This is a genomic window from Pseudomonas sp. NPDC086581 (assembly GCF_044746165.1).
In the GTDB taxonomy this organism is placed as follows: Bacteria; Pseudomonadota; Gammaproteobacteria; order Pseudomonadales; family Pseudomonadaceae; genus Pseudomonas.
Genome location: NZ_JBIVBR010000006.1, coordinates 141,201 through 161,717, shown reverse-complemented (window position 1 = coordinate 161,717; position 20,517 = coordinate 141,201). Strand labels below are relative to the sequence as shown.

The window sequence follows — 20,517 nt, the reverse complement described above, 5'->3', positions numbered from 1 at the left end:
GCGATACGGCGCGGCGCGTATGATCGGCAGGGTCAGTCAATCGCGGAGTTCCAGCATGTCCCGTATCCACGTCGAACGTTCCCACTCCCTCGGCCTCGAAGCCGCTCGCGCCAAGGCGGAAAAGCTTGCCGACAAGCTCGGCCGCGAGCACGGCGTGAGCAGCGAGTGGCAGGGCGACACCCTGCTGTTCAAGCGCAGCGGCGTGGATGGGCGCATTGAAGTGGGCGCGGACAAGGTCGCGGTGGACGTGAAGCTGGGCCTGATGCTCTCGGCCATGGGCGGCCTGCTCAAGGGCGAGATCGAGCGCGCGCTGGACAAGGCCCTGGCCTGACTCCCTACCGGCCCCGTTCCCCGCGGGGCCTTGCCGTTTTCGGGTGGCGCCAGTCTTCCTGCAAAGCCTGGTATGTGTTTTCTAATTTTCCCCGATACCTTGGCTCACAGTCCCGCCTGATGCGGGCAGCTTTCGACATCATCGAATCTGAACCCTGTGAGGTGCCACCATGGCCAAGGCTGTCAGCAAGAAGAAAGTCGCAGAACTCGAATCCTCCCTCTACTCCGATGCCAAGCACTACGCCCGGCAGATCTGGCTCGCCGGCCTGGGTACCTATGCTCGCGTGGGCGCCGAAGGCAGCGAGTACTTCAAGGAGCTGGTCAAGTCCGGCGAGTCCGTCGAGAAGAAGGGCCGTAACCTGGTGAGCACCCAGATCGATGCCGCCAACGACACCGTCAAGGGCCGTCTGCACAGCGTCAAGGCCAAGCTGAACTTCGAGAAGATCGAAGAAGCGTTCGATGCGCGCGTGTCCTCCGCCCTCAATCGAATCGGGATTCCCTCCAGGCGTGATGTGGAGGCGCTCTCTGCTAAGCTGGATGAGCTGAGCGCAGTGCTCGAGCGTGTCGCGAGAACCCAATAAGGAGAGCAGGATGGCTGGCAAAAAAACTACCGATAAAAAAGAGTCCAGTTGGATCGGCGAGATCGAGAAATACTCGCGGCAGATCTGGCTGGCTGGCTTGGGGGCCTACTCGAAGGTCAGCAAGGACGGCAGCAAGGTGTTCGAGACCCTGGTCAAGGACGGCGAGAAGGCTGAAAAACTGGCCAAGACCGAAGTCGAGGGTGCGGTGAAGACTTCCACCCGTTCCGCGAAGGCGCGCGTCGATGCCGTCAAGGGCGCCGCGATCGGCAAGTGGGGCGAGCTGGAAGAGGCTTTCGACAAGCGCCTGAACAGCGCGATCTCGCGCCTAGGCGTACCGAGCAGCCGTGAAGTGAAGGACCTGCACAGCAAGGTCGACAGCCTCACCAAGCAGATCGAGAAGCTCACTGGCGTCAGCGTCGCCAAATCGGCCGCCAAAGCCGCCGCCAAACCCGCAGCGAAAGCCGCCGCCAAGCCGGCCGCGAAACCCGCTGTGAAGACCGCGGCTTCCAAACCGGCTGCCAAGGCTGCTGCCAAACCTGCAGCGAAGCCGGCCGCCAAGCCCGCTGCCAAAGCCGCCGCCAAACCGGCTGCCAAGGCTGCCGCAAAACCCGCTGCCAAGCCTGCTGCGAAGCCGGCTGCCAAGGCTGCGGCCAAGCCCGCCGCGAAACCGGCCGCCAAGCCCGCTGCAGCGAAAGCCGCCGCGAAGCCTGCTGCCAAACCCGCTGCAAAACCGGCTGCCGCCGCCAAGCCTGCCGCTGCGAAACCTGCAGCCAAGCCTGCCGCGGCGAAGAAGCCTGCCGTGAAGAAGCCCGCCGCGCCCAAGGCCGCCGCCAAGCCGGTAGCTCCGAAGCCGGCAGCCGCTCCGGCCGCCACTCCGGCACCGTCGGCTCCCGCCGCCGCACCGGCTGTGACGCCGTCCGCCGCTGCTCCGGCGACGCCGCCGCTGTCCCAGGCCTGATCGGTCTGCTGCAACACCCACGCCCGGCCTCGCGCCGGGCGTTTTCATTCTCTCAAGACAAAAGCCTGCAGGGATAAGTCAGGGCGCGAGGTAGCGCCTGGCGAGCCGCTCGGCGATCAGCTGCGAGTCCGGACGCAGGTGCGGCGCCACCAGCATCATCACCTGGAACACCACCTGGCGGACGTCACCTTCGTGGCCGAGGATGCGCTGGTAGTCGAGAGAGAACAGCAGCGTCAGGGTGATCTGCTCCACCAACTGGCCGAGGGCCTCGGTATCGCTGGCCAGCTCGTCCTGCGCCTTGAGTTGCGCCAGCAGGGTGGCCAGGGTGCGCTTGAGCTGGTTGAGCCAGGCGCGCACGCCTCGGGCGAGCTTGGGTAGGCGCCCGGCTAGGTTGGAGAGGTCCTGGAAGAGAAAGCGGTAGTGCGCCAGGCGCTCGACGATCAGGTGCAGGAACAGCCAGTAGTCCTCGGCACCCAGTCGTACGTCTTCCGGTGGGTCGAGCAGCGGCGCCAGTTCGTCCTGGAAGCGCTCGAACAGCGCCAGTACCAATGGCTCCTTGCCGTGGAAATGGTAGTAGAGATTGCCGGGGCTGATGCCTAGTTCGGTGGCGATCTCCAGGGTTGAAACGTTGGGCTCGCCCTGCTCGTTGAACAGCTGCAGGGCGCATTCGAGAATCCGGTCGCGCGTTTTCATCCGTGTTCAGTTTCCAGCCGCAGTGGGGCCGACGATAGCTTCGCTGAGCGGTGGCCCGCAATTGCCGACGCGCAAACTTTCGAGGTGTTGGCAGGCCTGTAGGAAATCAGAACAGTGCCAGTGGGGGCGCGGAGCGAACAACCCGCAACGGGTTGCCCGCTCCATGCTGGCCTCAGCGCACGTGCACGTAGGTGCCCGGTGCGGCCTCCTTGGGCGGGTAGTCGGCGTTGCCCAGTTCGAAGCTCACCGGCCGGCGCTCGCCCGAGCGCTCCTGGATCCACTCCAGCCACAGCGGCCACCAGCTGCCTTCCTGGCGCTTGGTGTCGTAGTACCACGCGCGCGGATCGGAGCTGATCTTGCCGTTCTCGAAGTAGCAGGCCTTGGAGTTGCCCGGCGGATTGAGGATGCTCTGGATATGCCCGCTGTTGGACAGCACGAAGCGGGTCTCGCCGCCCAGCAGCTGGGCCGAGCGGTACACCGCGTCCCACGGGGTGATGTGGTCGGTGATGCCGGCGACATGGAAGTTGTCCACCGCCACCTTCTTCAGGTCGATGGCACTGCCGTTGACTTCCATCGCGCCGGGGCGGGCCAGCGGGTTGTGCTTGAAGAAGTCGAGGAAGTCGCCGTGCAGCGCGGCGGGCAGCCGCGTATTGTCGTTGTTCCAGTAGAGGATGTCGAAGGCTGGCGGCTGCTTGCCCAGCAGGTAGTTGTTGACCCAGTAGTTCCAGATCAGGTCGTTGGGGCGCATCCAGGCGAATATCTTCGCCATGTCGCGGCCGTCCAGCACGCCGTGCTGGTAGGAGCGGCGCTTGCTGCTCTCCAGGGTCTGTTCGTCGGCGAACAGCGCGGCCGGGGTCTCCACCTGGCTGTCGAGCAGGCTCACCAGGTAGGTGGCGCTGGCGACCTTGCGCAGCTGCCGGCGCGCCTGCAGGTGGCCCTGCAGTGCGGCGATGGTCAGCCCGCCGGAGCATGCGCCCATCAGGTTGACGCTGCGGCTGCCGCTGATGGAGCGGCAGACGTCGATAGCTTCGTCCAGCGCGGTCACGTAGGTCGACAGACCCCACTCGCGGTGGCGTGCGTCGGGGTTGCGCCAGCTCACCATGAATACCTGCAGATTGTTCTTCAGGGCGTACTGGACGAAGCTCTTCTCCGGCGATAGGTCGAAGATGTAGAACTTGTTGATCTGCGGCGGCACGATCAGCAGCGGCTTGGCATGTAGGTGCTCGCCCATCGGCTTGTACTGGATCAGTTCCAGCACCTCGTTGCGGAACACTACCGCGCCGGGCGTGGTGGCCAGGTTCTGGCCGATCTCGAAGGCGCTGCGATTGACTTGGCTGGGCATGCCGCCGTTGTGCATCAGGTCGTCGAGCAGGTGCTGCGTGCCCTTGAGCAGGCTCTGCCCGCCGGTATTGAACAGCTCCTTCACTGCCAGTGGGTTGAGCAGGGTGTTCGACGGCGAGGCGGCGTCGGTGAGGATCGACAGCAGGAAGCGCGCGCGGGCGCGGTCGTCACTGCTCAGGTCGCTTTCGTCGACCCAGGCCAGCAGTTGCTTCTGCCAGGCCAGGTAGGCCTGTACGGTGCGCCGGTAGAACGGGTTCAAGCGCCAGGACGGATCCTGGAACCGTGCGTCCTGCGGGTTGGGTTGCAGCGGCGAGTCGCCAATCAGCACCTTGCCCACCTGCTTGCCGAAGGCCGCCAGGTGCTTCGCCGAATGGACTGGCCGGCGCACGCCCTGCAGCGCCAGCATGCGCAGGGTGGACAGCACGTCCTTGCCGCGCAGGCCGACCATCGCACTCTGCACGTTCATGTACTGGGTGGGGGCAGGGACGCTACCAGGCTCTGCTTTCTCTCGCATGAACAGCACTCCGTAAAGTTCCGACCTGTGAAGGGCGAAGCAAGGGCTGTACCGGAGTCGGGAAACTCCCGGTCCAGACGCCTGTCGCCGGTTCGAGGGGGATGCACGGGTATCGACGCGAGAGGACCACTGCACGAAAACAGGGCAGTCGATCAGCAGCGGGGTTGCCCTGCGGTCACCAGAAGGTAGCCGCAGCGCCGTTCCCGAGTCAGGCGTTACGTGTCGATACCCGTGAACACGCCTGTTTGTTGTTCGGCTCTTTAAAAAAGTGCCTGCGCAGCGATCGGTCAAGGCAGGATGCCTAACGACTGTGACGAAGCGGTGATGCTTGAGGTGGCCTCAGCTGGCTTTCGGAGCGAAAGGTCGGGGGTGGATGATCGCGCGCTGCCGTTCCTCCTGGAGGAATTTCATGATGATCGGCGCCACGGTTTCCGCGCGGGTCACCAGGAACAGGTGGCCGTCGTCGATCACGTGCAGCTCGGAGTTGGGGATGCGCCAGGCGATCATGCGCATGTTGATCAGCGGGATGATCGGGTCGTCGTCGCCGGCCAGGATCAGCGTCGGCTGACGGATCTTGTGCAGCCAGTGGATGCTGGTCCAGCCAAGGCCGGCGAACAGCTGCCAGTAGTAGCCCATCTTGCCGGACGAGCGCACCTTGCTGGCGAAGGCCATGGCCAGCTTCGGATCGCGGCGGAAGGCGCCGCCATAGATGTCCGGGGCGATATGCACGCCATAGGATGGCTGGATATAGCGCCGCGGGCTGGCCATGCGCCAGAGTACCCGCGGCTTGCCCGGTACCATCACCGCACCGGCGGCGGTGGCGGCGAGGATCAGCTTCTTGCAGCGCTCGGGGTAGTCATGGGCGAACTGCTGCGCCAGGGCGCCGCCCCAGGACACGCCGATGGCGGTCACTTGGCCGTAGTCCAGGTAGTCGAGCATCCGCGCGGCCAGCTTCGCCAGGCCGGGGAAGCGGTAGGGCGTGCTGGGCGTGGATGAGCCGCCGACGCCGGGGACGTCGAAGGCGATCACCTCCAGGTCCGGGTCCAGCGCGGCGACGAAGGGAAAGACCAGTTCCAGGTTGGCGCCGATGCCGTTGAAGATCAGCAGCGGCGTCATGTGTTTCTTGCCCGGACGCACGGCGGTGCGGATGGTCTGCCCGTCGAGTTCGATGGTGCGGAACTCGAAGCGCTGCGCCGCCGGCGCCTTGCTCGGCAGGATCTCCTCCGCGCTGGCTTTGTTGCGCGCGCGCCGGCTCGTCGGCGCAGCCACTTCCACGGCCAGCGACGATTCTGGGGTATTGGCGTCGTCCACGGCGCCAGCTTGCGGGAGGAGTTCTGTTTTCATCGTTCGTGCACGTAGGTTCCGGGGGAAGCTTCGCCAGCCGGATAGGTTTTGTTACCCAGGGCAGTCGGCGCCTTGCGCGTCTTGCCCGAGCGCTCGGCGAGCCAGTTCTGCCAGTGCAGCCACCAGGAGTCGGCGTGCTTGCTGGCGTTTTCCTGCCAGGTCTTCGGATCGACCGAGAGTTCCGGGCCGGTCATGAAACGCGCCTTGGGGTTGCCCGGCGGGTTGAGGATGCTCTGGATGTGCCCGCTGTTGGAGAGGACGAATTCGCACTTGCCGCCCAGCAGGCGCGCGGAGCGGTAGCAGGCTTCCCAGGGGGTGATGTGGTCATTGAGACCTGCCAGGCAATAGAAGTCGCACGTCACCTGCTTGAGATCGATCGGCGTACCACCCACCTCCAGCGCGCCGGAGCGGCTCAGCGGGTTGGTCTTGAACATCTCCACCAGCTCGCCGTGCAGCGCAGCGGGCAGGCGCGTGGTGTCGTTGTTCCAGAACAGGATGTCGAAGGCGGGTGGCTCGTTGCCCAGCAGGTAGTTATTGACCCAGTAGTTCCAGATCAGGTCGTTGGGGCGCATCCAGGCGAACACCTTGGCCATGTCCTTGCCTTCGAGCACACCGGCCTGATAGGAGCGGCGCTTGGCGGCTTCCAGGGTCTTCTCGTCGGCGAACAGGGCGACTTGGGTGTCCAGCTCGAAGTCCAGCACGCTGACCATCTGGGTAAAGGCATGCACTTTGTTCTCGCCCAGGGCGGCGTAGTGGCCGAGCAAGGTGACGGTGGTGATGCCGCCGGAGCAGGCCCCGAGCATGTTCAGGTCCTTGCTGCCGGTGATCTTCAGGACCACATCGATGGCTTCCTTGAGTGCCTCGATGTAGGTAGTCAGACCCCACTCGCGCTGCGCTTTGGTCGGGTTGCGCCAGCTGACGATGAAGGTCTGCACCTGGTTGCGCAGGCAGAAGCGCGCCAGGCTCTTCTCCGGCGACAGGTCGAAGACGTAGAACTTGTTGATCTGCGGTGGCACCACCAGCAGCGGGCGCTCGTGCACGCTCTCGGTGATCGGCTTGTACTGGATCAGCTCCAGCACGTCATTGCGGAACACTACCGCGCCGTCGGTCATGGCCAGGTTCTTGCCGACCTCGAAGGCGTCCATGTTCACCTGGCTGGGCATGCCGCCGTTGTTCACCAGGTCCTTGGCCAGATGGGTGAGACCGTCGAGCAGGCTCTTGCCGCCGGTCTCGAAGAAGCGTTTGACCGCAGCCGGGTTGGACAGCGTGTTGGTCGGTGCCATGGCCTCGGTCATCAGGTTGATGACGAACTGACCGCGGCTGATGTCCTGGGGCGACAGGTCGCTCTCGCCCATCCAGGTGTGCAGCTCCTTGCGCCAGGCCAGGTAGGTCTGCAGGTAGCGGCGGTAGAGCGGGTTCTGGCTCCAGGCCGGGTCGTTGAAGCGACGGTCGTCGTCCGAGGGCTTGAGTTCGGAATTGCCGAGCAGCACGTTCTTCAGCTCCAGGCCGAAATGGGTCACGTGCTTGGCACTGTGGAAGGGCTGCTTGATCGCTTGCAGCAGCACCATCCGGGCAGAAGTGAGCAGGTCCTTGCCGCGAATTCCGATCACCGGATTCAGGGCGAGTGTGTTTTCCGCGGCTTGCTGGGGTAGATCGCTGTTGTTCTTCTGGGTCATCGGCGACGCTCCATTGTCCTGAGACACATACTGGCGGGGCTCACCTTTCGTGACGTATGGCCAAGTACTTCTCGGGGTTGCGGAACGTGGAGAGGGCTCCACGCGATTCATCTACTTGGCGGTATCACTGGAAGATCAGGAAACCACGCTCTATGCACTGTAGCTCCGTACATTGCACTGCCTTGGTTACCCGAGTTTCCTTCGCCGCGCAAGCTGGTGCAGCGTGGGCCAACTCCTCGGAGTATGTCGGGAAAAGTTAGAAAACGCGCCCTAGAGCGGGGGCATCTCGCCAATCCCCTGACGGCAGCCACGCACGCGACAGTCTGCAACGGGAATGTTGCAAATGGCGTGCCCTGGAGCGATTGCCCGACGAAGGTTGGTGTGGAGGGAGAGGCGGGGAACAACTTGTAGGAGCGAGCTTGCTCGCGAACCGAACCCCTTTGCGGGGCTGTTCGCGAGCAAGCTCGCTCCTACAGAGAAGCAGTGGGCGGGGAGGTTTACAGCATGAGTTTGACGACGGACTCCGACGGATCGCGTGACTTGCCGGCCTTCTCCAGCTGCGCCAGGTAGTCGGCCCACATATCGTCGTGACGCACGCACAGCTCATAGAGATAGTCCCAGGTGAACAGGCCGCTGTCGTGGCCGTCGTCGAAGGTCAGCTTGAGCGCGTACTGCCCGGCCGGCTCCAGGTCGCTCAGGCCGACATTCAGCTTGCCCACCTGCAGTACCGGATTGCCGTGGCCCTGAACTTCCGCCGATGGCGAATGTACGCGCAGGAACTCGGCGGACAGATCAAAGGACTGTTCCCCGTAGGTCAGCGAAAGCTTCTTCGAGGCCTTGTGCAGCTTGATGGCGGAAGGGATGCGCATGGACGGCTCCTGAACGGCGATTCCGGCATTGTAGCGCCGGCGGAAAAACAGCGGGGCGCCCAGAGGCGCCCCGTCGCAGCGATGTGGATCGCTTAGAGGATGTAGCGGGACAGGTCTTCATCCTGGGCCAGTTCGCCCAGGTGGCCGTTGACGTAGGCCGCATCGATCACGATGGCCTTGTCGCTGTGCTCGCTGGCGAGGTCGGCGGCGTCGAAGGACACCTCTTCGAGCAGGCGCTCGAGCAGGGTGTGCAGGCGACGGGCACCGATGTTCTCGGTCTTCTCGTTGACCTGGAAGGCGATCTCCGCGAGGCGCTTGATGCCGTCGGCGGCGAACTCGATGTCCAGGCCTTCGGTCTTCAGCAGCGCGGTGTACTGCTCGGTCAGCGAAGCGTGCGGCTCGCTGAGAATGCGCTCGAAGTCGCTCGGGCTCAGGGCTTTCAGCTCGACGCGGATCGGCAGGCGGCCCTGCAGTTCCGGCACCAGGTCGCTGGGCTTGGACAGGTGGAATGCGCCCGAGGCGATGAACAGGATGTGGTCGGTCTTCACCATGCCCAGCTTGGTGTTCACGGTGCAGCCCTCGATCAGCGGCAGCAGGTCACGCTGCACGCCCTCGCGGGAGACGTCGGCGCCGCCCACGTTGCCGCGCTTCGCGATCTTGTCGATCTCGTCGATGAAGACGATGCCGTTCTGCTCCACCGCTTCCAGGGCGCGGGCCTTGAGGTCTTCTTCGTTGACCAGGCGCTGCGCTTCCTCGTCGCGGATCAGCTTCATGGCCTCGGCGACCTTCAGCTTGCGGCTCTTGCGCTTGCCCTTGCCCATGTTGGAGAACAGGCTCTGCAGCTGGTTGGTCATCTCTTCCATGCCGGGCGGGGCCATGATTTCCACGCCCGAAGGAATGTCGGCGACCTCGATGTCGATTTCCTTGTCATCCAGCTGGCCTTCGCGCAACCGCTTGCGGAACAGCTGGCGGGTATTGGAATCCTCGCGCGCCGGTTCGTCACCGAAGCCGGTGGTGCGCGCGGGCGGCAGCAGGGCGTCGAGGATGCGCTCTTCGGCGGCGTCTTCGGCGCGGTACTTCACCTTCTGCACTTCCTGCTCGCGGAGCATCTTGATCGCGGCATCGGCGAGGTCGCGGATGATCGACTCGACGTCACGGCCGACGTAGCCGACTTCGGTGAACTTGGTCGCTTCCACCTTGATGAAGGGGGCGTTGGCCAGCTTGGCCAGGCGACGGGCGATCTCGGTCTTGCCGACGCCGGTCGGGCCGATCATCAGGATGTTCTTCGGCGTCACTTCGGCGCGCAGCTCGGCCGGCAGCTGCATGCGCCGCCAGCGGTTGCGCAGGGCGATGGCGACGGCGCGCTTGGCATCGTCCTGGCCGATGATGTGACGGTTGAGTTCGTGGACGATCTCGCGGGGAGTCATGGACATTTGACGTGCTACTCCGGAACGACAGCGCTCAGACAGCGCTGTCGAGCTCCTCAAGGGTCAGGTTCTGGTTGGTGAACACGCAGATGGAGCCGGCGATGTTCAGTGCGGTCTCGGCGATCTCGCGGGCGCTCATGTCGTCGCTGCCTTTCTGCAGCAGAGCCAGGGCCGCCGCCTGGGCGAAGCCGCCGCCCGAGCCCATGGCGATCAGGCCGTGCTCGGGTTCGACCACATCGCCGTTGCCGGTGATGATCAGGGAGGCGTCCTTGTTGGCTACCGCCAGCATGGCTTCCAGACGGCTCAGGGAGCGATCGGTACGCCAGTCCTTGGCCAGCTCGACAGCGGCGCGCACCAGGTGGCCCTGGTGTTTTTCCAGCTGCTGCTCGAAGCGTTCGAAGAGGGTGAAGGCATCGGCGGTGGCGCCGGCGAAGCCGGCCAGTACTTCACCGTGGTACAGGCGGCGGACTTTCTTCGCGTTGCCTTTCATCACGGTGTTGCCCAGGGAAACCTGGCCGTCGCCGCCCATGACGACTTTGCCGTTACGGCGGACAGATACGATGGTGGTCAAGGGTCTTACTCCACACTAGCGGGGCGATGTGCCCGAATGCAGAGTCAGATGGGGACTGGAAAGGCGGGGTTCAAGTCCTGCGCCGGACGAGTAGCGCGCATTTCGCGCGCCGCCCGTCGGCGCAAGCCTTGGAGTGGCCGGGGTTCAGCGGGTCTGGCGCTGCTGTAACAGCAGGTTGCTGAAGCCGTTGCCGGCGAGTTGTTTCTGCGCGGCGGAGGCCTTGGCGCGGTCGCCATAGGGGCCGACCATGACGCGGTACCAGGTTTCGTCGCGGACGGTGCCGGACTCCACGCGGGCGTTCTGGCCCATCATGATGATCTGCGCGCGCAGGTGGTCGGCGTCGGTCTGTTTGCGGAACGAGCCGGCCTGCAGGTAGTACTGGGTTGCGGCCACCGCCGGTGGCGGCGTCGGCTTGGCTGGCACGGTATCGCTGGCCGGGGCCTGCGGCAGCGCCTGCTTCTGCGCGCTGGCCACCTGGGTCGCGGGCGGCGTGGCGGGCGTTGCCGGCTTGACCACTGCGGGCGGAGGCGGATTCTGCCCACTCAGCGCCGCCAGGGCGCGCTGGGTGTCGATCTTCTCGGCTTCTTCCTTGGTTGCAACCACGGTCGCCGGTTGCTGCGGCTTGGCCGGCGGCGGCACGGCTTCGGGCGGCACGGCGACTTCCGACCCCGGCAGCAGCGTGTAGAAGTCGTACTTGGGCTTCACGCCGGTGGGCGCGGCCGGTTGTTGCGGCTGCACGGTGCCGGAAGGCTTGTTGGAGCCGACCATGGTCTTGGGCGCTTCCGGCTTCTCGCGTTTGACGTCGTTGCGACCCGGCTCCAGCTTCATCAGAAACATGATGAAGCCGCCGATGGCCAGGCCGGCGACTAGCCAGACCCAGCCGGGGACCGACGTCTTCTTGGCCGGGGCCTGGTAGCGGCTGGCGCCGCGCTTGGGAGCGGGTTTCTTCTTCGCCATGGGTGCTTACATACGCTCCAGGGTTTCCAGGCCCAGCAGCTCCAGGCCCTGCTTGAGGGTACGGCCGGTCAGCGCGGCGAGGCGCAGGCGGCTTTCCTGTTGCGCCGGGTCTTCGGCGGTGAGGATCGGGCAGTGCTCGTAGAAGCTGGAGAACAGGCCGGCCAGCTCGTACAGGTAGGCGCAGAGGATGTGCGGGACACCCTTTACGGCGACGTTGTTGAGCAGATCGGTGAACTGCGCCAGCTGCGCGGCCAGGGCGATTTCCTGGGGCTGCTGCAGGTGGATGCTGCCGCCCACTTCGTCATAGGTCTTGCCCAGCTTGCGGAAGATGCTCGCCACGCGGGTGTACGCATATAGCAGGTACGGCGCGGTGTTGCCCTCGAAGCTCAGCATCAGGTCGAAGTTGAAGCTGTAGTCGCTGGTGCGGTGCTTGGACAGGTCGGCGTACTTCACCGCGCCGATGCCGACTGCATGGGCGATCTGGCGCAGGTCCTGTTCGCTGAAGTCGGGGTTCTTGCCTTTCACCAGGGTATAGGCGCGCTCTTCGGCTTCGATCAGCAGGTCGATCAGCTTCACGGTGCCGCCGTCGCGGGTCTTGAACGGCTTGCCGTCGGCGCCGTTCATGGTGCCGAAGCCCATGTGCTCAAGCTCCATGCTGGCCGGGACGAAACCGGCGCGGCGGGCGACTTCGAACACCTGCTGGAAGTGCAGGGCCTGGCGCTGGTCAACGAAGTACAGCACGCGGTCGGCGTGCAGCACCTTGTGGCGGTAGCGCATGGCGGCGAGGTCGGTAGTGGCGTAGAGGTAGCCACCGCCGGCCTTCTGCACGATCACCGGCAGTGGTTCGCCTTCGGCGTTCTTGAACTCGTCGAGGAACACGCACAGCGCGCCGTCGCTCTCGACCAGCAGGCCCTTGGCGGTCAGGTCGGCCACCACCTGCGCGAGGTCGTCGTTGTAGGCGCTCTCGCCCTTCACGTCGGCCATGGTCAGCTTCACGCCCAGCAGGTCGTAGACCTTCTGGCAGTGCGACAGGGAGATGTCGTTGAAACGGGTCCACAGGGCAATGCACTTGGGGTCGTTGGCCTGCAGCTTCACCACCAGCTCACGGGCGCGGTCGGCGAATTCTGGGGATTCGTCGAAGCGCTTCTTGGCGGCGCGGTAGAAGACTTCCAGGTCGTGCAGTTCCGCCTGGGCGTCCACCGGTTGTTCTTCCAGGTAGGCCAGCAGCATGCCGAACTGGGTGCCCCAGTCGCCCACGTGGTTCTGGCGGATCACGGTGTCGCCGAGGAACTCCAGCACGCGGCTGACGGCGTCGCCGATGATGGTCGAGCGCAGGTGGCCGACGTGCATCTCTTTGGCCAGGTTCGGCGAGGACAGGTCCACCACCACGCGCTGGGCGGCGCCGGCCTTGCGTACGCCGATGTGGCCGTCGGCAAGGGCCTTGTCGAGGCTGGCGGCGAGCCAGGCCTGGTCCTGGAAGAAGTTCAGGAAGCCGGGGCCGGCGATCTCGACCTTGGCCACTTCCGGGCTCTGCGGCAGGGCGGCGACCAGCTTGGTGGCGAGGTCGCGCGGCTTCATGCCGGCCGGCTTGGCCAGCATCATGGCGATGTTGCTGGCGAAGTCACCGTGGGTTCGGTCCTTGGTGTTCTCCACCTGGATGTCGGGCGTCAGGCCGGCCGGCAGGGTGCCGTCTTCGGTGAGGCTGACAAGGGCTTGCTGGATCAGGTGGCGAATCGTGTCTTTCATGGTTTTCTCCGTGCTCGCGTGCATCCGGCGCGCGCGACCGGTTATCGGGCTCAGAACCGTGCATTATCCGTGGCCGGGCATGGCTTGCCAACCGCGGAGCGCTCCTTGTTCAGTCTCGCCGCTGCGCCATCCGTCGCGGCTGATGGAAGTCAATGTAGGACGGATGCGCAAGCCCGGACGGTTTTATCCGTACGGGACATCTGTCAGAAGAGGTCGATCGGGTCCACATCCAGCGACCAGCGCACCTGGCGCCCACTGGGCATGCCTTCGAGTATTTGCAGCCAGGGCGTCAGCAGGCGGTGCAGCGGCGCGCGGGCGGTGCTCATCAGCAGCAGCTGCGCGCGGTAGCGGCCGGCACGGCGTTCCATGGGCGCGGGCACCGGGCCGAGGAGGTCGACCTCGTGGCCGAGGGTCGCCTGAAGGCGCTCGGCCTCGGCGCAGGCTTCGTCGAGGAAGCCTTCGGCCTGCCCCGGTTTGTGCGCCTCGGCGCGCAGCAGGGCAAGGTGCGAGAAGGGCGGCAGGCCGGCGGAGCGGCGCTCGGTGAGGGCCTGGTCGGCGAAGGCGAAATAGCCCTGCTCGGTGAGCTGCACCAGCAACGGGTGGTCGGCCAGGTGGGTCTGGATCAGCACGCGACCCGGTTCCTCGGCGCGTCCGGCGCGGCCGGCGACCTGGACGATCTGCTGGGCCATGCGCTCGCTGGCGCGGAAGTCGGCGGAGAACAGCCCGCCGTCGGCATCGAGGATCGCCACCAGGGTGACGCGCGGGAAATGGTGCCCCTTGGCGAGCATCTGCGTGCCCACCAGGATACATGGCTCACCTTTATTGATAGTGGCGAACAAATCGCGCATGGCGTTCTTGCGCGAGGTGCTGTCGCGATCGATGCGCAGCACCGGGTAATCCGGGAAGAGAATGCGCAGGCGCTCCTCGGCGCGCTCGGTGCCGGCGCCGACCGGGCGCAGGTCTACCGTGCCGCATTTCGGGCAGTTGCGCGGCGGCCGCTCGCGGTGGTCGCAGTGGTGGCAGCGCAGCTCGCCGCTACCCTGGTGCACGGTCATCCGCGCGTCGCAGCGCGGGCACTGGCTGATCCAGCCGCAGTCGTGGCACAGCAGGGTCGGGGCGAAGCCGCGGCGGTTCAGGTAGACGAGCACCTGTTGGCCGGCGGCCAGGGTTTCCTTGATCGAACGCTGCAGCGGCATGGAGATGCCCGAGTCCAGCGGCAGGCTCTTCACGTCCAGGCGGTGGAACTTCGGCTGGTGCGCGCCGCCGGCGCGCTGGGTCAGGCGCAGCAGGTCGTAGCGGCCGCTCTGGGCGTTGTGCAGGCTCTCCAGCGCGGGGGTGGCGGAACCCAGCAGGATCGGCACGTTCTCCAGCCGCGCGCGCACCATGGCCAGGTCGCGGGCGTGGTAGCGCAGGCCTTCCTGCTGTTTATAGGAAGCGTCGTGCTCCTCGTCGATGATGATCAGCCCCGGATTCTTCATCGGGGTGAACAGCGCCGAGCGAGTGCCGATGACGATGTCCGCCTCGCCGTCGCGGGCCGCCAGCCAGGCGTCGAGGCGCTCGCGGTCGGTCAGCGCGGAGTGCAGGAGGGCGATGCGCGCGTTGAAGCGGCGCTCGAAGCGGCTCAGGGTCTGCGGGCCGAGGTTGATCTCGGGGATCAGCACCAGCGCCTGCTTGCCGGCTTCCAGGGTCTCACGGATCAGCTGCAGGTAGACCTCGGTCTTGCCGCTGCCGGTGACGCCAGCCAGGAGAAAGCTGTGAAAACTGCCAAACCCGGCGCGGACGGCCTCGAAGGCGGCGCGCTGCTCGGCGTTCAGCGGCAGTTCCGCCTGCGCCAGCCACGGGCCGTGGTGCGGCGCCACGCTGTGGACGCGCACCTCCAGCGTGACCAGCCCCTTTTCCTGCAGCAGGTCGAGGCTGTCCTTGTTGATCTGCAATTGGCTGAGCAGGTCGTGGGCGACGCCGTGGGGATGCTGCTTGAGGATCTTCAGCGTCTCGCGTTGGCGCGGCGCGCGGGCCAGACGCGGGTCTTCCTCGCGGGCGCCGGGTTCGGCATGCCAGAAGCGCTGCTGGCGCGCCTCGGCCGGGTCGCCCTGGCGCAGCAGGTTGGGCAGCGCCCAGGAAAAGGTGTCGCCCAGGCTGTGCTGGTAGTACTGCGCCGTCCAGCGGCACAGCTCCAGCAGATGCGCCGGCATCGGCGGCTCGCGGTCGAGTACGGCCAGGGCCGGGCGCAGCTTGTCTGCCGGGACCTCGGAGCTTTCCACCTTGTCCACCAGCACGCCAACCATCTCGCGACGGCCGAATGGCACGCGCAGGCGCACGCCGGGCTGCAGGCGCGCCACGTCGACCCCGCGCGGAGGCAGGTAATCGAATAGACGGCGCAGCGGCGAGGGCAGGGCGAGACGCAGGATGGACGGTGACGGCACGCGACGGATTCCGGGGCGGCGGGGAGCGTCGGATGGTAGCATGGGCGATGCGACGGTCGGTCATGCCTGATCTTGCGTTGAAAGCGTTCTCTGGTATGATCCACGCCCTTAATTTCCGTGCGGTGCCCGGTAAAAGATCCCGCCCGCGGTCCTCGATGACCGTGGCTCGGCTTCTGCCAGAGACTGGGTGGCGGCACACCACTGAGAGGAAGAGACCATGAAACCGGAAATCCATCCCGCGTACGAAGAAATCGAAGCTACCTGCAGCTGTGGCAACGTGATCAAGACCCGTTCCACCCTGTGCAAGGGCATTCACCTGGACGTCTGCTCCGAGTGCCACCCCTTCTACACCGGTAAGCAGAAAGTTCTGGACACCGGCGGCCGTATCGACCGCTTCAACCAGCGCTTCGCCATGTTCGGCGGCAAGAAGTAAGATCGATTTCCGGGAAAGGCCCACGATGGTTTTTCACGGTAATTCGAAAAAGGCGTCCCTTGTGGGCGCCTTTTTTATGGCCGTCCTTTTTCCCCTGGACACCAGCGCCGCTGCCTGCCCGCAGCCTTCGTCGCCGGAAACGGTGCGCGTGGCGCGGGTGGTGGACGGCGACACGCTCAAGCTGGCGGACGGTCGCAGCGTCCGCCTGATTGGCGTCAACGCCCCGGAACTGGCCCATCGCGGCCGCTCCGAAGAGCCCTTCGCGGTGGCAGCCCAGCGCCGTCTGCAGCAACTGGTGGCGGCCAATGACGGCGAGGTCGGCCTGGTTGCCGGCCAGCAGGGCAAGGACAAGTACGGCCGCACCCTGGCCCACGCCTATGACGCCCACGGCAACAACCTCGAATCCCGCCTGCTCGCCGAAGGCCTGGGCTACCTTGTAGCTATCGCTCCGAACACCGACCTCACTGCCTGCCAGCAGGCTGCCGAGCGGCAAGCGCGCAGCGCCGGGCTCGGCCTGTGGAAGCGCTCGCCGGTGCAGACGGCGGAACAACTTCACGAAAGCGGATTCGCAGTGGTTCGCGGACGGGTCGAGCAGGTACAACGCAATCGCGGCGGGCTGTGGATCGATCTCGACGGCCCGCTGGTGCTGCGGATCGAGGCCAGACTCGTGAAGCGCTTTGACGATGCAACCCTGCGCGATCTCAAGGGTCGACAGGTGGAGGCGCGCGGCTGGGTCATCGACCGCGCCGAGCGTGGTGGCGTAAAACCCGGACAGGCGCGCTGGATGCTGCCTGTGACCGACCCGGCGATGATGGAGGTATTGCCATGAGCTTGCGCTCGTTCGGAATTCTGACCCTGCTGGCGCTGCTGAGTGTCCTCGGCGGCTGCGCCACCAACCCGGCCACCGGCAAGTCTGACTTCGTGATGATGAGCGAGCAGAGCGAGCTGGAAATGGGGCAGAAGTACAGCCAGCAGATCTCCCAGCAGTATCCGCGCTATGAAGACGGCAAGCTGCAGGCTTACGTCCAGCAGGTCGGCGAGCGGGTTGCCCGCGCCAGCGACCGGCCGAACCTGCAATATCACTTCACGGTCATCGACACCCCCGACATCAACGCCTTCGCCCTGCCCGGCGGCTACATCTATATCCACCGCGGGCTGATGGCCTACCTGGGCTCCGAAGCCGAGCTGGCCGCCGTGCTCGGCCATGAGGTCGGCCACGTCACTGCCCGCCACAGCGTGCGCCAGCAGAGCCAGTCCAGCGCCTGGAACATCCTCGGCCAGGCCGTGGCCATCGGCACCGGCGTCGGCGCCGCCGCGGACCTCACCAACGTGCTCGGCACTGCCTTCGTGCGCGGTTATGGCCGCGACATGGAGCTGGAGGCCGACGGCCTGGGCGCCAAGTACCTGGCCCGTGCCGGCTATGACCCGACCGCCATGATCCAGGTGGTGCGGGTGCTGAAGAACCAGGAAGACTTCGCCCGCGACGAGGCGGCGCGCAAGGGCCAGGCGACCCAGCCGGTCGGCTACCACGGGCTGTTCGATACCCACCCGGACAACGACCAGCGCCTCAAGCAGGTCATCGGCCCCGCCCAGACCCTGGCCGCCAACAGCCAGCACGAGATCGGCGCCGAGCGTTACCTGAAGGCCATCGACGGCATGCCTTTCGGCGACTCAGCCTCCAGCGGCGTGCGCCGCGGGCAGAGCTTCTACCACTCCGAGCTGGACTTCACCCTGACCTACCCGTCGGGCTGGGGCATCCTCAACCAGCCGACCGCGCTGGTGGGCTACACCGCCGACCAGCAGGCCTACATCGGCATGAAGCTGGTGCCCCGCGAAGGCCAGCTGACTCCGGCGGAATACTTGCGCAAGGGCGCCGGCGGGCGGTTATCGAACGAAGAAAGTTTCCAGCAGGCCGGCCTGGAGGTGGCCACCGGTGTCGTGCCCGGCTCGCCGGCCCGCCGCGCCGCCGTGATCTACCAGAAGGACCGCGCCTACCTGTTCATCGGTGTGGTCAAAGGTCGCGCCTCGCTGGAAAGCGAAGACGATCACTTCATGCAGGTCATCCGCAGCTTCCGGCCGATGCGCGCCGACGAGCAGAAACTCGCACAACCCCGCCGGATCGCCGTCATTCAGGTCAAATCCGGGCAGACTGTCGAGCAGTTCGCGAAGGCCGAATCCGGTCCGGAATCTGACTCGATAAATCGTATACGTTTATTGAATGACTTGTATCCAACTGGTCAGCCAAAAGCTGGCGACTGGCTGAAAGTCGTACGCTAGAGGTCTTGACAGCAGGGGCTTGGGCTACCTTGGCAGGTGCGGGGTTTGTGCGTATGCTCGGACCCCCGTCTGTCCAACAAGCAACAAAAGCGGAAGTGCCCAAATGTCTGATCTCAAGACCGCTGCCCTCGAATATCACGCCCAACCCCGCCCCGGTAAACTGAGCGTCGAGCTGACCAAGCCGACCGCCACCGCCCGCGACCTGTCGCTGGCGTACAGCCCGGGCGTTGCCGAGCCGGTGCGCGAAATCGCGCGTGATCCGGAACTGGCCTTCAAGTACACCGGCAAGGGCAACCTGGTCGCGGTCATTTCCGACGGCACCGCCATTCTCGGCCTGGGCAACCTCGGCCCGCTGGCCTCCAAGCCGGTCATGGAAGGCAAGGGCGTGCTGTTCAAGCGCTTCGCCGGTGTCGACGTGTTCGACATCGAAGTCGACGCCGAGAGTCCGCAGGCCTTCATCGATACCGTCAAGCGCATCTCCATCACCTTCGGCGGCATCAACCTGGAAGACATCAAGGCACCCGAGTGCTTCGAGATCGAGCGCGCGCTGATCGAGCAGTGCGACATCCCGGTCTTCCACGATGACCAGCACGGTACCGCCATCGTGACCGCCGCCGGCATGCTCAACGCGCTGGAAATCGCCGGCAAGAAGCTGGAAACCGCGAAGATCGTCTGCCTGGGCGCCGGTGCCGCCGCCATCTCCTGCATGAAGCTGCTGGTGAGCATGGGTGGCAAGGTCGAGAACATCTACATGATCGACCGCCAGGGTGTGATCCACTCCGGCCGTAACGACCTGAACCAATACAAGGCCGTGTTCGCCACCGAGACCGACAAGCGCACCCTGGCTGACGCCCTGGAAGGCGCCGACGTATTCGTCGGCCTGTCCGGCGCCAACCTGCTGAGCCCGGACGACCTCAAGCGCATGGCGCCGAACCCGATCGTCTTCGCCTGCTCCAACCCGGACCCGGAAATCAAGCCGGAACTGGCCCACGCCACCCGCGACGACGTGATCATGGCCACCGGCCGTTCGGACTACCCGAACCAGGTCAACAACGTACTGGGCTTCCCCTTCATCTTCCGCGGTGCCCTGGACGTGCGCGCCACCCGCATCAACGAAGAGATGAAGATCGCCGCCGCCCTGGCCCTGCGTGACCTGGCCAAGCTGCCGGTACCCAAGGACGTGTGCGACGCCTACGGCGTGAGCGCCATCGAGTTCGGCCGCGAGTACATCATTCCGAAGCCGATGGACAAGCGCCTGATCACCGTCGTTTCCGACGCCGTGGCCAAAGCCGCCATCGAGACCGGCGTGGCGACCTTGCCGTATCCGAAGCACTATCCGCTGCAGTCGGTGGAAGACGTCTTCAAAGGCTGATTCCGTCTGATTCGAAAAACCCCGCCTCGGCGGGGTTTTTCTTTTTCCGCTGAAGGAAACGAAGAGTTACCGATTAATGACTGAAGGCAGGGGCCTTCAGAACGTACCGGACTATCCTTCCCCGCTCATGCATTGACGCGTCCGCTGCCCTGGAGCGGGCCGGGCGCATGGGGGAAATCATGAATCGGACTTTGCTGGCAGTCGCCACTCTTGCGGCCAGCGCCGCGCTCATCGGTTGCGCAGGAGCACCGCCAATGAGCTGGGAGCGCGTGGGGAACTCGGCGCAGCGCGCCGTCACCAGTGCTGATGTCTGGGCGCCGGTGGCCGGTGCGGCGGTCATCGCCGCGGGCGGGTGGGACCACTCGTGGCAGAAGTCGGCGAGCAACCACGACTGGTTCTTCGGCGGCGACGCCAACCAGGCGGCCGACCGCATGCTCAACCTCGCCACCGGCCTGAGCGTCGTCACCGCCCTGGTGGCTTCGCCCAAGGACGTGAGCAGCGAGGAGAAGTGGAGCTGGCGCGGGCGCAATCTGACGCTGCTGGCGGCGGACCGTTACGCGGTGACCGGCTTCGTCGAGGAGGCCAAGGAATGGTCCGGGCGTGAGCGGCCGGACGGGATTCCCGACGACTCCTTCCCCTCCAAGCACACCGCCGTGACCGCCGTGCACACCAGTTTCACCCGCCGCAACCTGGACTACATCGACATGGACCCGACCTGGCGCTACACCGCCAAGGCTGGCCTCTACACCCTTGACGGGCTGACCGCGCTGTCGCGCGTGGAAGGCGACAAGCACTATCCCACCGATGTGCTGGTCGGGATGGCGGTGGGCAACTTCTTCGCCAACTTCACCTACAACCTGTTCCTCGAAGGCCCGGAAAGCGAACGCTACAACGTGACAGTGGTGCCGGAAACCGGCGGCGGCATGAGCCTGCGCGCGGCGATGCTGTTCTGAGGTTGGCGCGACGCCGTGGGCAGCGTCTAGTCTTGAAAGCTTCTCTCTGGAC

Annotated in this window: 18 protein-coding genes; 8 read left to right on the top strand and 10 right to left on the bottom strand. The window is 65.5% G+C overall.

Translation table 11 applies throughout. The features are described from left to right. Window positions 1-55: 55 nt before the first annotated feature. The 3 genes from ACIPK7_RS14160 to ACIPK7_RS14150 all read left to right on the top strand — a co-directional run bounded on the left by ACIPK7_RS14160 (window position 56) and on the right by ACIPK7_RS14150 (window position 1,869). A complete protein-coding gene (locus ACIPK7_RS14160) occupies window positions 56-331 on the top strand; it encodes a polyhydroxyalkanoic acid system family protein (RefSeq protein ID WP_024767449.1) in 276 nt (91 codons plus the stop codon). Between the two features lie 169 nt (window positions 332-500). Then, window positions 501-911, top strand: coding sequence for a phasin family protein (locus ACIPK7_RS14155; RefSeq protein WP_401088392.1), 411 nt, complete (start codon window positions 501-503; stop codon window positions 909-911). A gap of 10 nt (window positions 912-921) precedes the next feature. Next, window positions 922-1,869 carry a phasin family protein gene (locus ACIPK7_RS14150; protein ID WP_401088390.1) on the top strand — a complete coding sequence of 316 codons (948 nt, stop codon included), beginning with the start codon at window positions 922-924 and terminating at the stop codon, window positions 1,867-1,869. Window positions 1,870-1,947: 78 nt separating this feature from the next. On the opposite strand, the gene ACIPK7_RS14145 is transcribed toward ACIPK7_RS14150, so the two are convergent. The 10 genes from ACIPK7_RS14145 to ACIPK7_RS14100 form a co-directional block, all read right to left on the bottom strand. Next, window positions 1,948-2,562 (bottom strand): TetR/AcrR family transcriptional regulator, encoded by a 615-nt coding sequence (locus tag ACIPK7_RS14145; protein ID WP_192436040.1) that lies wholly within the window; start codon window positions 2,560-2,562, stop codon window positions 1,948-1,950. Between the two features lie 172 nt (window positions 2,563-2,734). Beyond that, complete coding sequence (gene phaC, locus ACIPK7_RS14140) at window positions 2,735-4,417, bottom strand: class II poly(R)-hydroxyalkanoic acid synthase (RefSeq protein ID WP_401088388.1); 1,683 nt, start codon at window positions 4,415-4,417, stop codon at window positions 2,735-2,737. A 339-nt stretch (window positions 4,418-4,756) separates the two neighbouring features. Further along, window positions 4,757-5,761 (bottom strand): poly(3-hydroxyalkanoate) depolymerase, encoded by a 1,005-nt coding sequence (gene phaZ, locus ACIPK7_RS14135; protein ID WP_401088386.1) that lies wholly within the window; start codon window positions 5,759-5,761, stop codon window positions 4,757-4,759. Next, complete coding sequence (phaC, locus tag ACIPK7_RS14130) at window positions 5,758-7,437, bottom strand: class II poly(R)-hydroxyalkanoic acid synthase (protein ID WP_401088384.1); 1,680 nt, start codon at window positions 7,435-7,437, stop codon at window positions 5,758-5,760. Before phaC (ACIPK7_RS14130) ends, phaZ begins: the two co-directional genes overlap by 4 nt. A gap of 497 nt (window positions 7,438-7,934) precedes the next feature. Further along, the gene (locus ACIPK7_RS14125; RefSeq protein WP_401088382.1) at window positions 7,935-8,306 is read right to left on the bottom strand and encodes a gamma-butyrobetaine hydroxylase-like domain-containing protein; all 372 of its coding nucleotides are present in this window, start codon (window positions 8,304-8,306) and stop codon (window positions 7,935-7,937) included. Window positions 8,307-8,398: 92 nt separating this feature from the next. After that, on the bottom strand, window positions 8,399-9,739 hold the full coding sequence (hslU, locus tag ACIPK7_RS14120) for an ATP-dependent protease ATPase subunit HslU (RefSeq protein ID WP_045212875.1): 1,341 nt from the start codon (window positions 9,737-9,739) through the stop codon (window positions 8,399-8,401). 28 nt (window positions 9,740-9,767) lie between these two features. Continuing rightward, entirely contained in the window at window positions 9,768-10,304 is a 537-nt protein-coding gene (gene hslV / locus ACIPK7_RS14115) for an ATP-dependent protease subunit HslV (protein ID WP_017520170.1), read from the bottom strand. Between the two features lie 144 nt (window positions 10,305-10,448). Beyond that, a complete protein-coding gene (locus ACIPK7_RS14110; RefSeq protein ID WP_192436035.1) occupies window positions 10,449-11,261 on the bottom strand; it encodes an SPOR domain-containing protein in 813 nt (270 codons plus the stop codon). A 6-nt stretch (window positions 11,262-11,267) separates the two neighbouring features. After that, window positions 11,268-13,007 carry an arginine--tRNA ligase gene (argS, locus tag ACIPK7_RS14105; RefSeq protein ID WP_401088379.1) on the bottom strand — a complete coding sequence of 580 codons (1,740 nt, stop codon included), beginning with the start codon at window positions 13,005-13,007 and terminating at the stop codon, window positions 11,268-11,270. Between the two features lie 203 nt (window positions 13,008-13,210). Further along, the gene (locus tag ACIPK7_RS14100; RefSeq protein WP_401088377.1) at window positions 13,211-15,472 is read right to left on the bottom strand and encodes a primosomal protein N'; all 2,262 of its coding nucleotides are present in this window, start codon (window positions 15,470-15,472) and stop codon (window positions 13,211-13,213) included. Window positions 15,473-15,647: 175 nt separating this feature from the next. On the opposite strand from ACIPK7_RS14100, the gene rpmE reads away from it, so the two are divergent. The 5 genes from rpmE to ACIPK7_RS14075 all read left to right on the top strand — a co-directional run bounded on the left by rpmE (window position 15,648) and on the right by ACIPK7_RS14075 (window position 20,465). Further along, window positions 15,648-15,863, top strand: a complete 216-nt coding sequence (gene rpmE / locus ACIPK7_RS14095; protein WP_276231214.1) for a 50S ribosomal protein L31 — start codon at window positions 15,648-15,650, stop codon at window positions 15,861-15,863. A gap of 76 nt (window positions 15,864-15,939) precedes the next feature. Beyond that, window positions 15,940-16,692, top strand: coding sequence for a thermonuclease family protein (locus ACIPK7_RS14090; RefSeq protein WP_401088375.1), 753 nt, complete (start codon window positions 15,940-15,942; stop codon window positions 16,690-16,692). After that, entirely contained in the window at window positions 16,689-18,140 is a 1,452-nt protein-coding gene (locus ACIPK7_RS14085) for a M48 family metalloprotease (RefSeq protein ID WP_401088373.1), read from the top strand. Before ACIPK7_RS14090 ends, ACIPK7_RS14085 begins: the two co-directional genes overlap by 4 nt. A gap of 103 nt (window positions 18,141-18,243) precedes the next feature. After that, window positions 18,244-19,512: a malic enzyme-like NAD(P)-binding protein gene (locus ACIPK7_RS14080; protein WP_401088371.1), complete on the top strand. Its 1,269-nt coding sequence runs from the start codon at window positions 18,244-18,246 to the stop codon at window positions 19,510-19,512. A gap of 179 nt (window positions 19,513-19,691) precedes the next feature. Further along, on the top strand, window positions 19,692-20,465 hold the full coding sequence (locus ACIPK7_RS14075) for a phosphatase PAP2 family protein (RefSeq protein ID WP_401088369.1): 774 nt from the start codon (window positions 19,692-19,694) through the stop codon (window positions 20,463-20,465). The last annotated feature ends 52 nt before the right edge of the window (window positions 20,466-20,517 follow it).

Excerpts from the sequence above, each read along its gene's own strand:
- ACIPK7_RS14160 (WP_024767449.1), top strand. The coding sequence starts at position 56 with ATGTCCCGTATCCACGTCGAACGTTCCCACTCCCTCGGCCTCGAAGCC.
- ACIPK7_RS14155 (WP_401088392.1), top strand. The coding sequence starts at position 501 with ATGGCCAAGGCTGTCAGCAAGAAGAAAGTCGCAGAACTCGAATCCTCC.
- ACIPK7_RS14150 (WP_401088390.1), top strand. The coding sequence starts at position 922 with ATGGCTGGCAAAAAAACTACCGATAAAAAAGAGTCCAGTTGGATCGGC.
- ACIPK7_RS14145 (WP_192436040.1), bottom strand. The coding sequence starts at position 2,562 with ATGAAAACGCGCGACCGGATTCTCGAATGCGCCCTGCAGCTGTTCAAC.
- phaC (WP_401088388.1), bottom strand. The coding sequence starts at position 4,417 with ATGCGAGAGAAAGCAGAGCCTGGTAGCGTCCCTGCCCCCACCCAGTAC.
- phaZ (WP_401088386.1), bottom strand. The coding sequence starts at position 5,761 with ATGAAAACAGAACTCCTCCCGCAAGCTGGCGCCGTGGACGACGCCAAT.
- phaC (WP_401088384.1), bottom strand. The coding sequence starts at position 7,437 with ATGACCCAGAAGAACAACAGCGATCTACCCCAGCAAGCCGCGGAAAAC.
- ACIPK7_RS14125 (WP_401088382.1), bottom strand. The coding sequence starts at position 8,306 with ATGCGCATCCCTTCCGCCATCAAGCTGCACAAGGCCTCGAAGAAGCTT.
- hslU (WP_045212875.1), bottom strand. The coding sequence starts at position 9,739 with ATGTCCATGACTCCCCGCGAGATCGTCCACGAACTCAACCGTCACATC.
- ACIPK7_RS14110 (WP_192436035.1), bottom strand. The coding sequence starts at position 11,261 with ATGGCGAAGAAGAAACCCGCTCCCAAGCGCGGCGCCAGCCGCTACCAG.
- argS (WP_401088379.1), bottom strand. The coding sequence starts at position 13,007 with ATGAAAGACACGATTCGCCACCTGATCCAGCAAGCCCTTGTCAGCCTC.
- ACIPK7_RS14100 (WP_401088377.1), bottom strand. The coding sequence starts at position 15,472 with ATGCTACCATCCGACGCTCCCCGCCGCCCCGGAATCCGTCGCGTGCCG.
- rpmE (WP_276231214.1), top strand. The coding sequence starts at position 15,648 with ATGAAACCGGAAATCCATCCCGCGTACGAAGAAATCGAAGCTACCTGC.
- ACIPK7_RS14090 (WP_401088375.1), top strand. The coding sequence starts at position 15,940 with ATGGCCGTCCTTTTTCCCCTGGACACCAGCGCCGCTGCCTGCCCGCAG.
- ACIPK7_RS14085 (WP_401088373.1), top strand. The coding sequence starts at position 16,689 with ATGAGCTTGCGCTCGTTCGGAATTCTGACCCTGCTGGCGCTGCTGAGT.
- ACIPK7_RS14080 (WP_401088371.1), top strand. The coding sequence starts at position 18,244 with ATGTCTGATCTCAAGACCGCTGCCCTCGAATATCACGCCCAACCCCGC.
- ACIPK7_RS14075 (WP_401088369.1), top strand. The coding sequence starts at position 19,692 with ATGAATCGGACTTTGCTGGCAGTCGCCACTCTTGCGGCCAGCGCCGCG.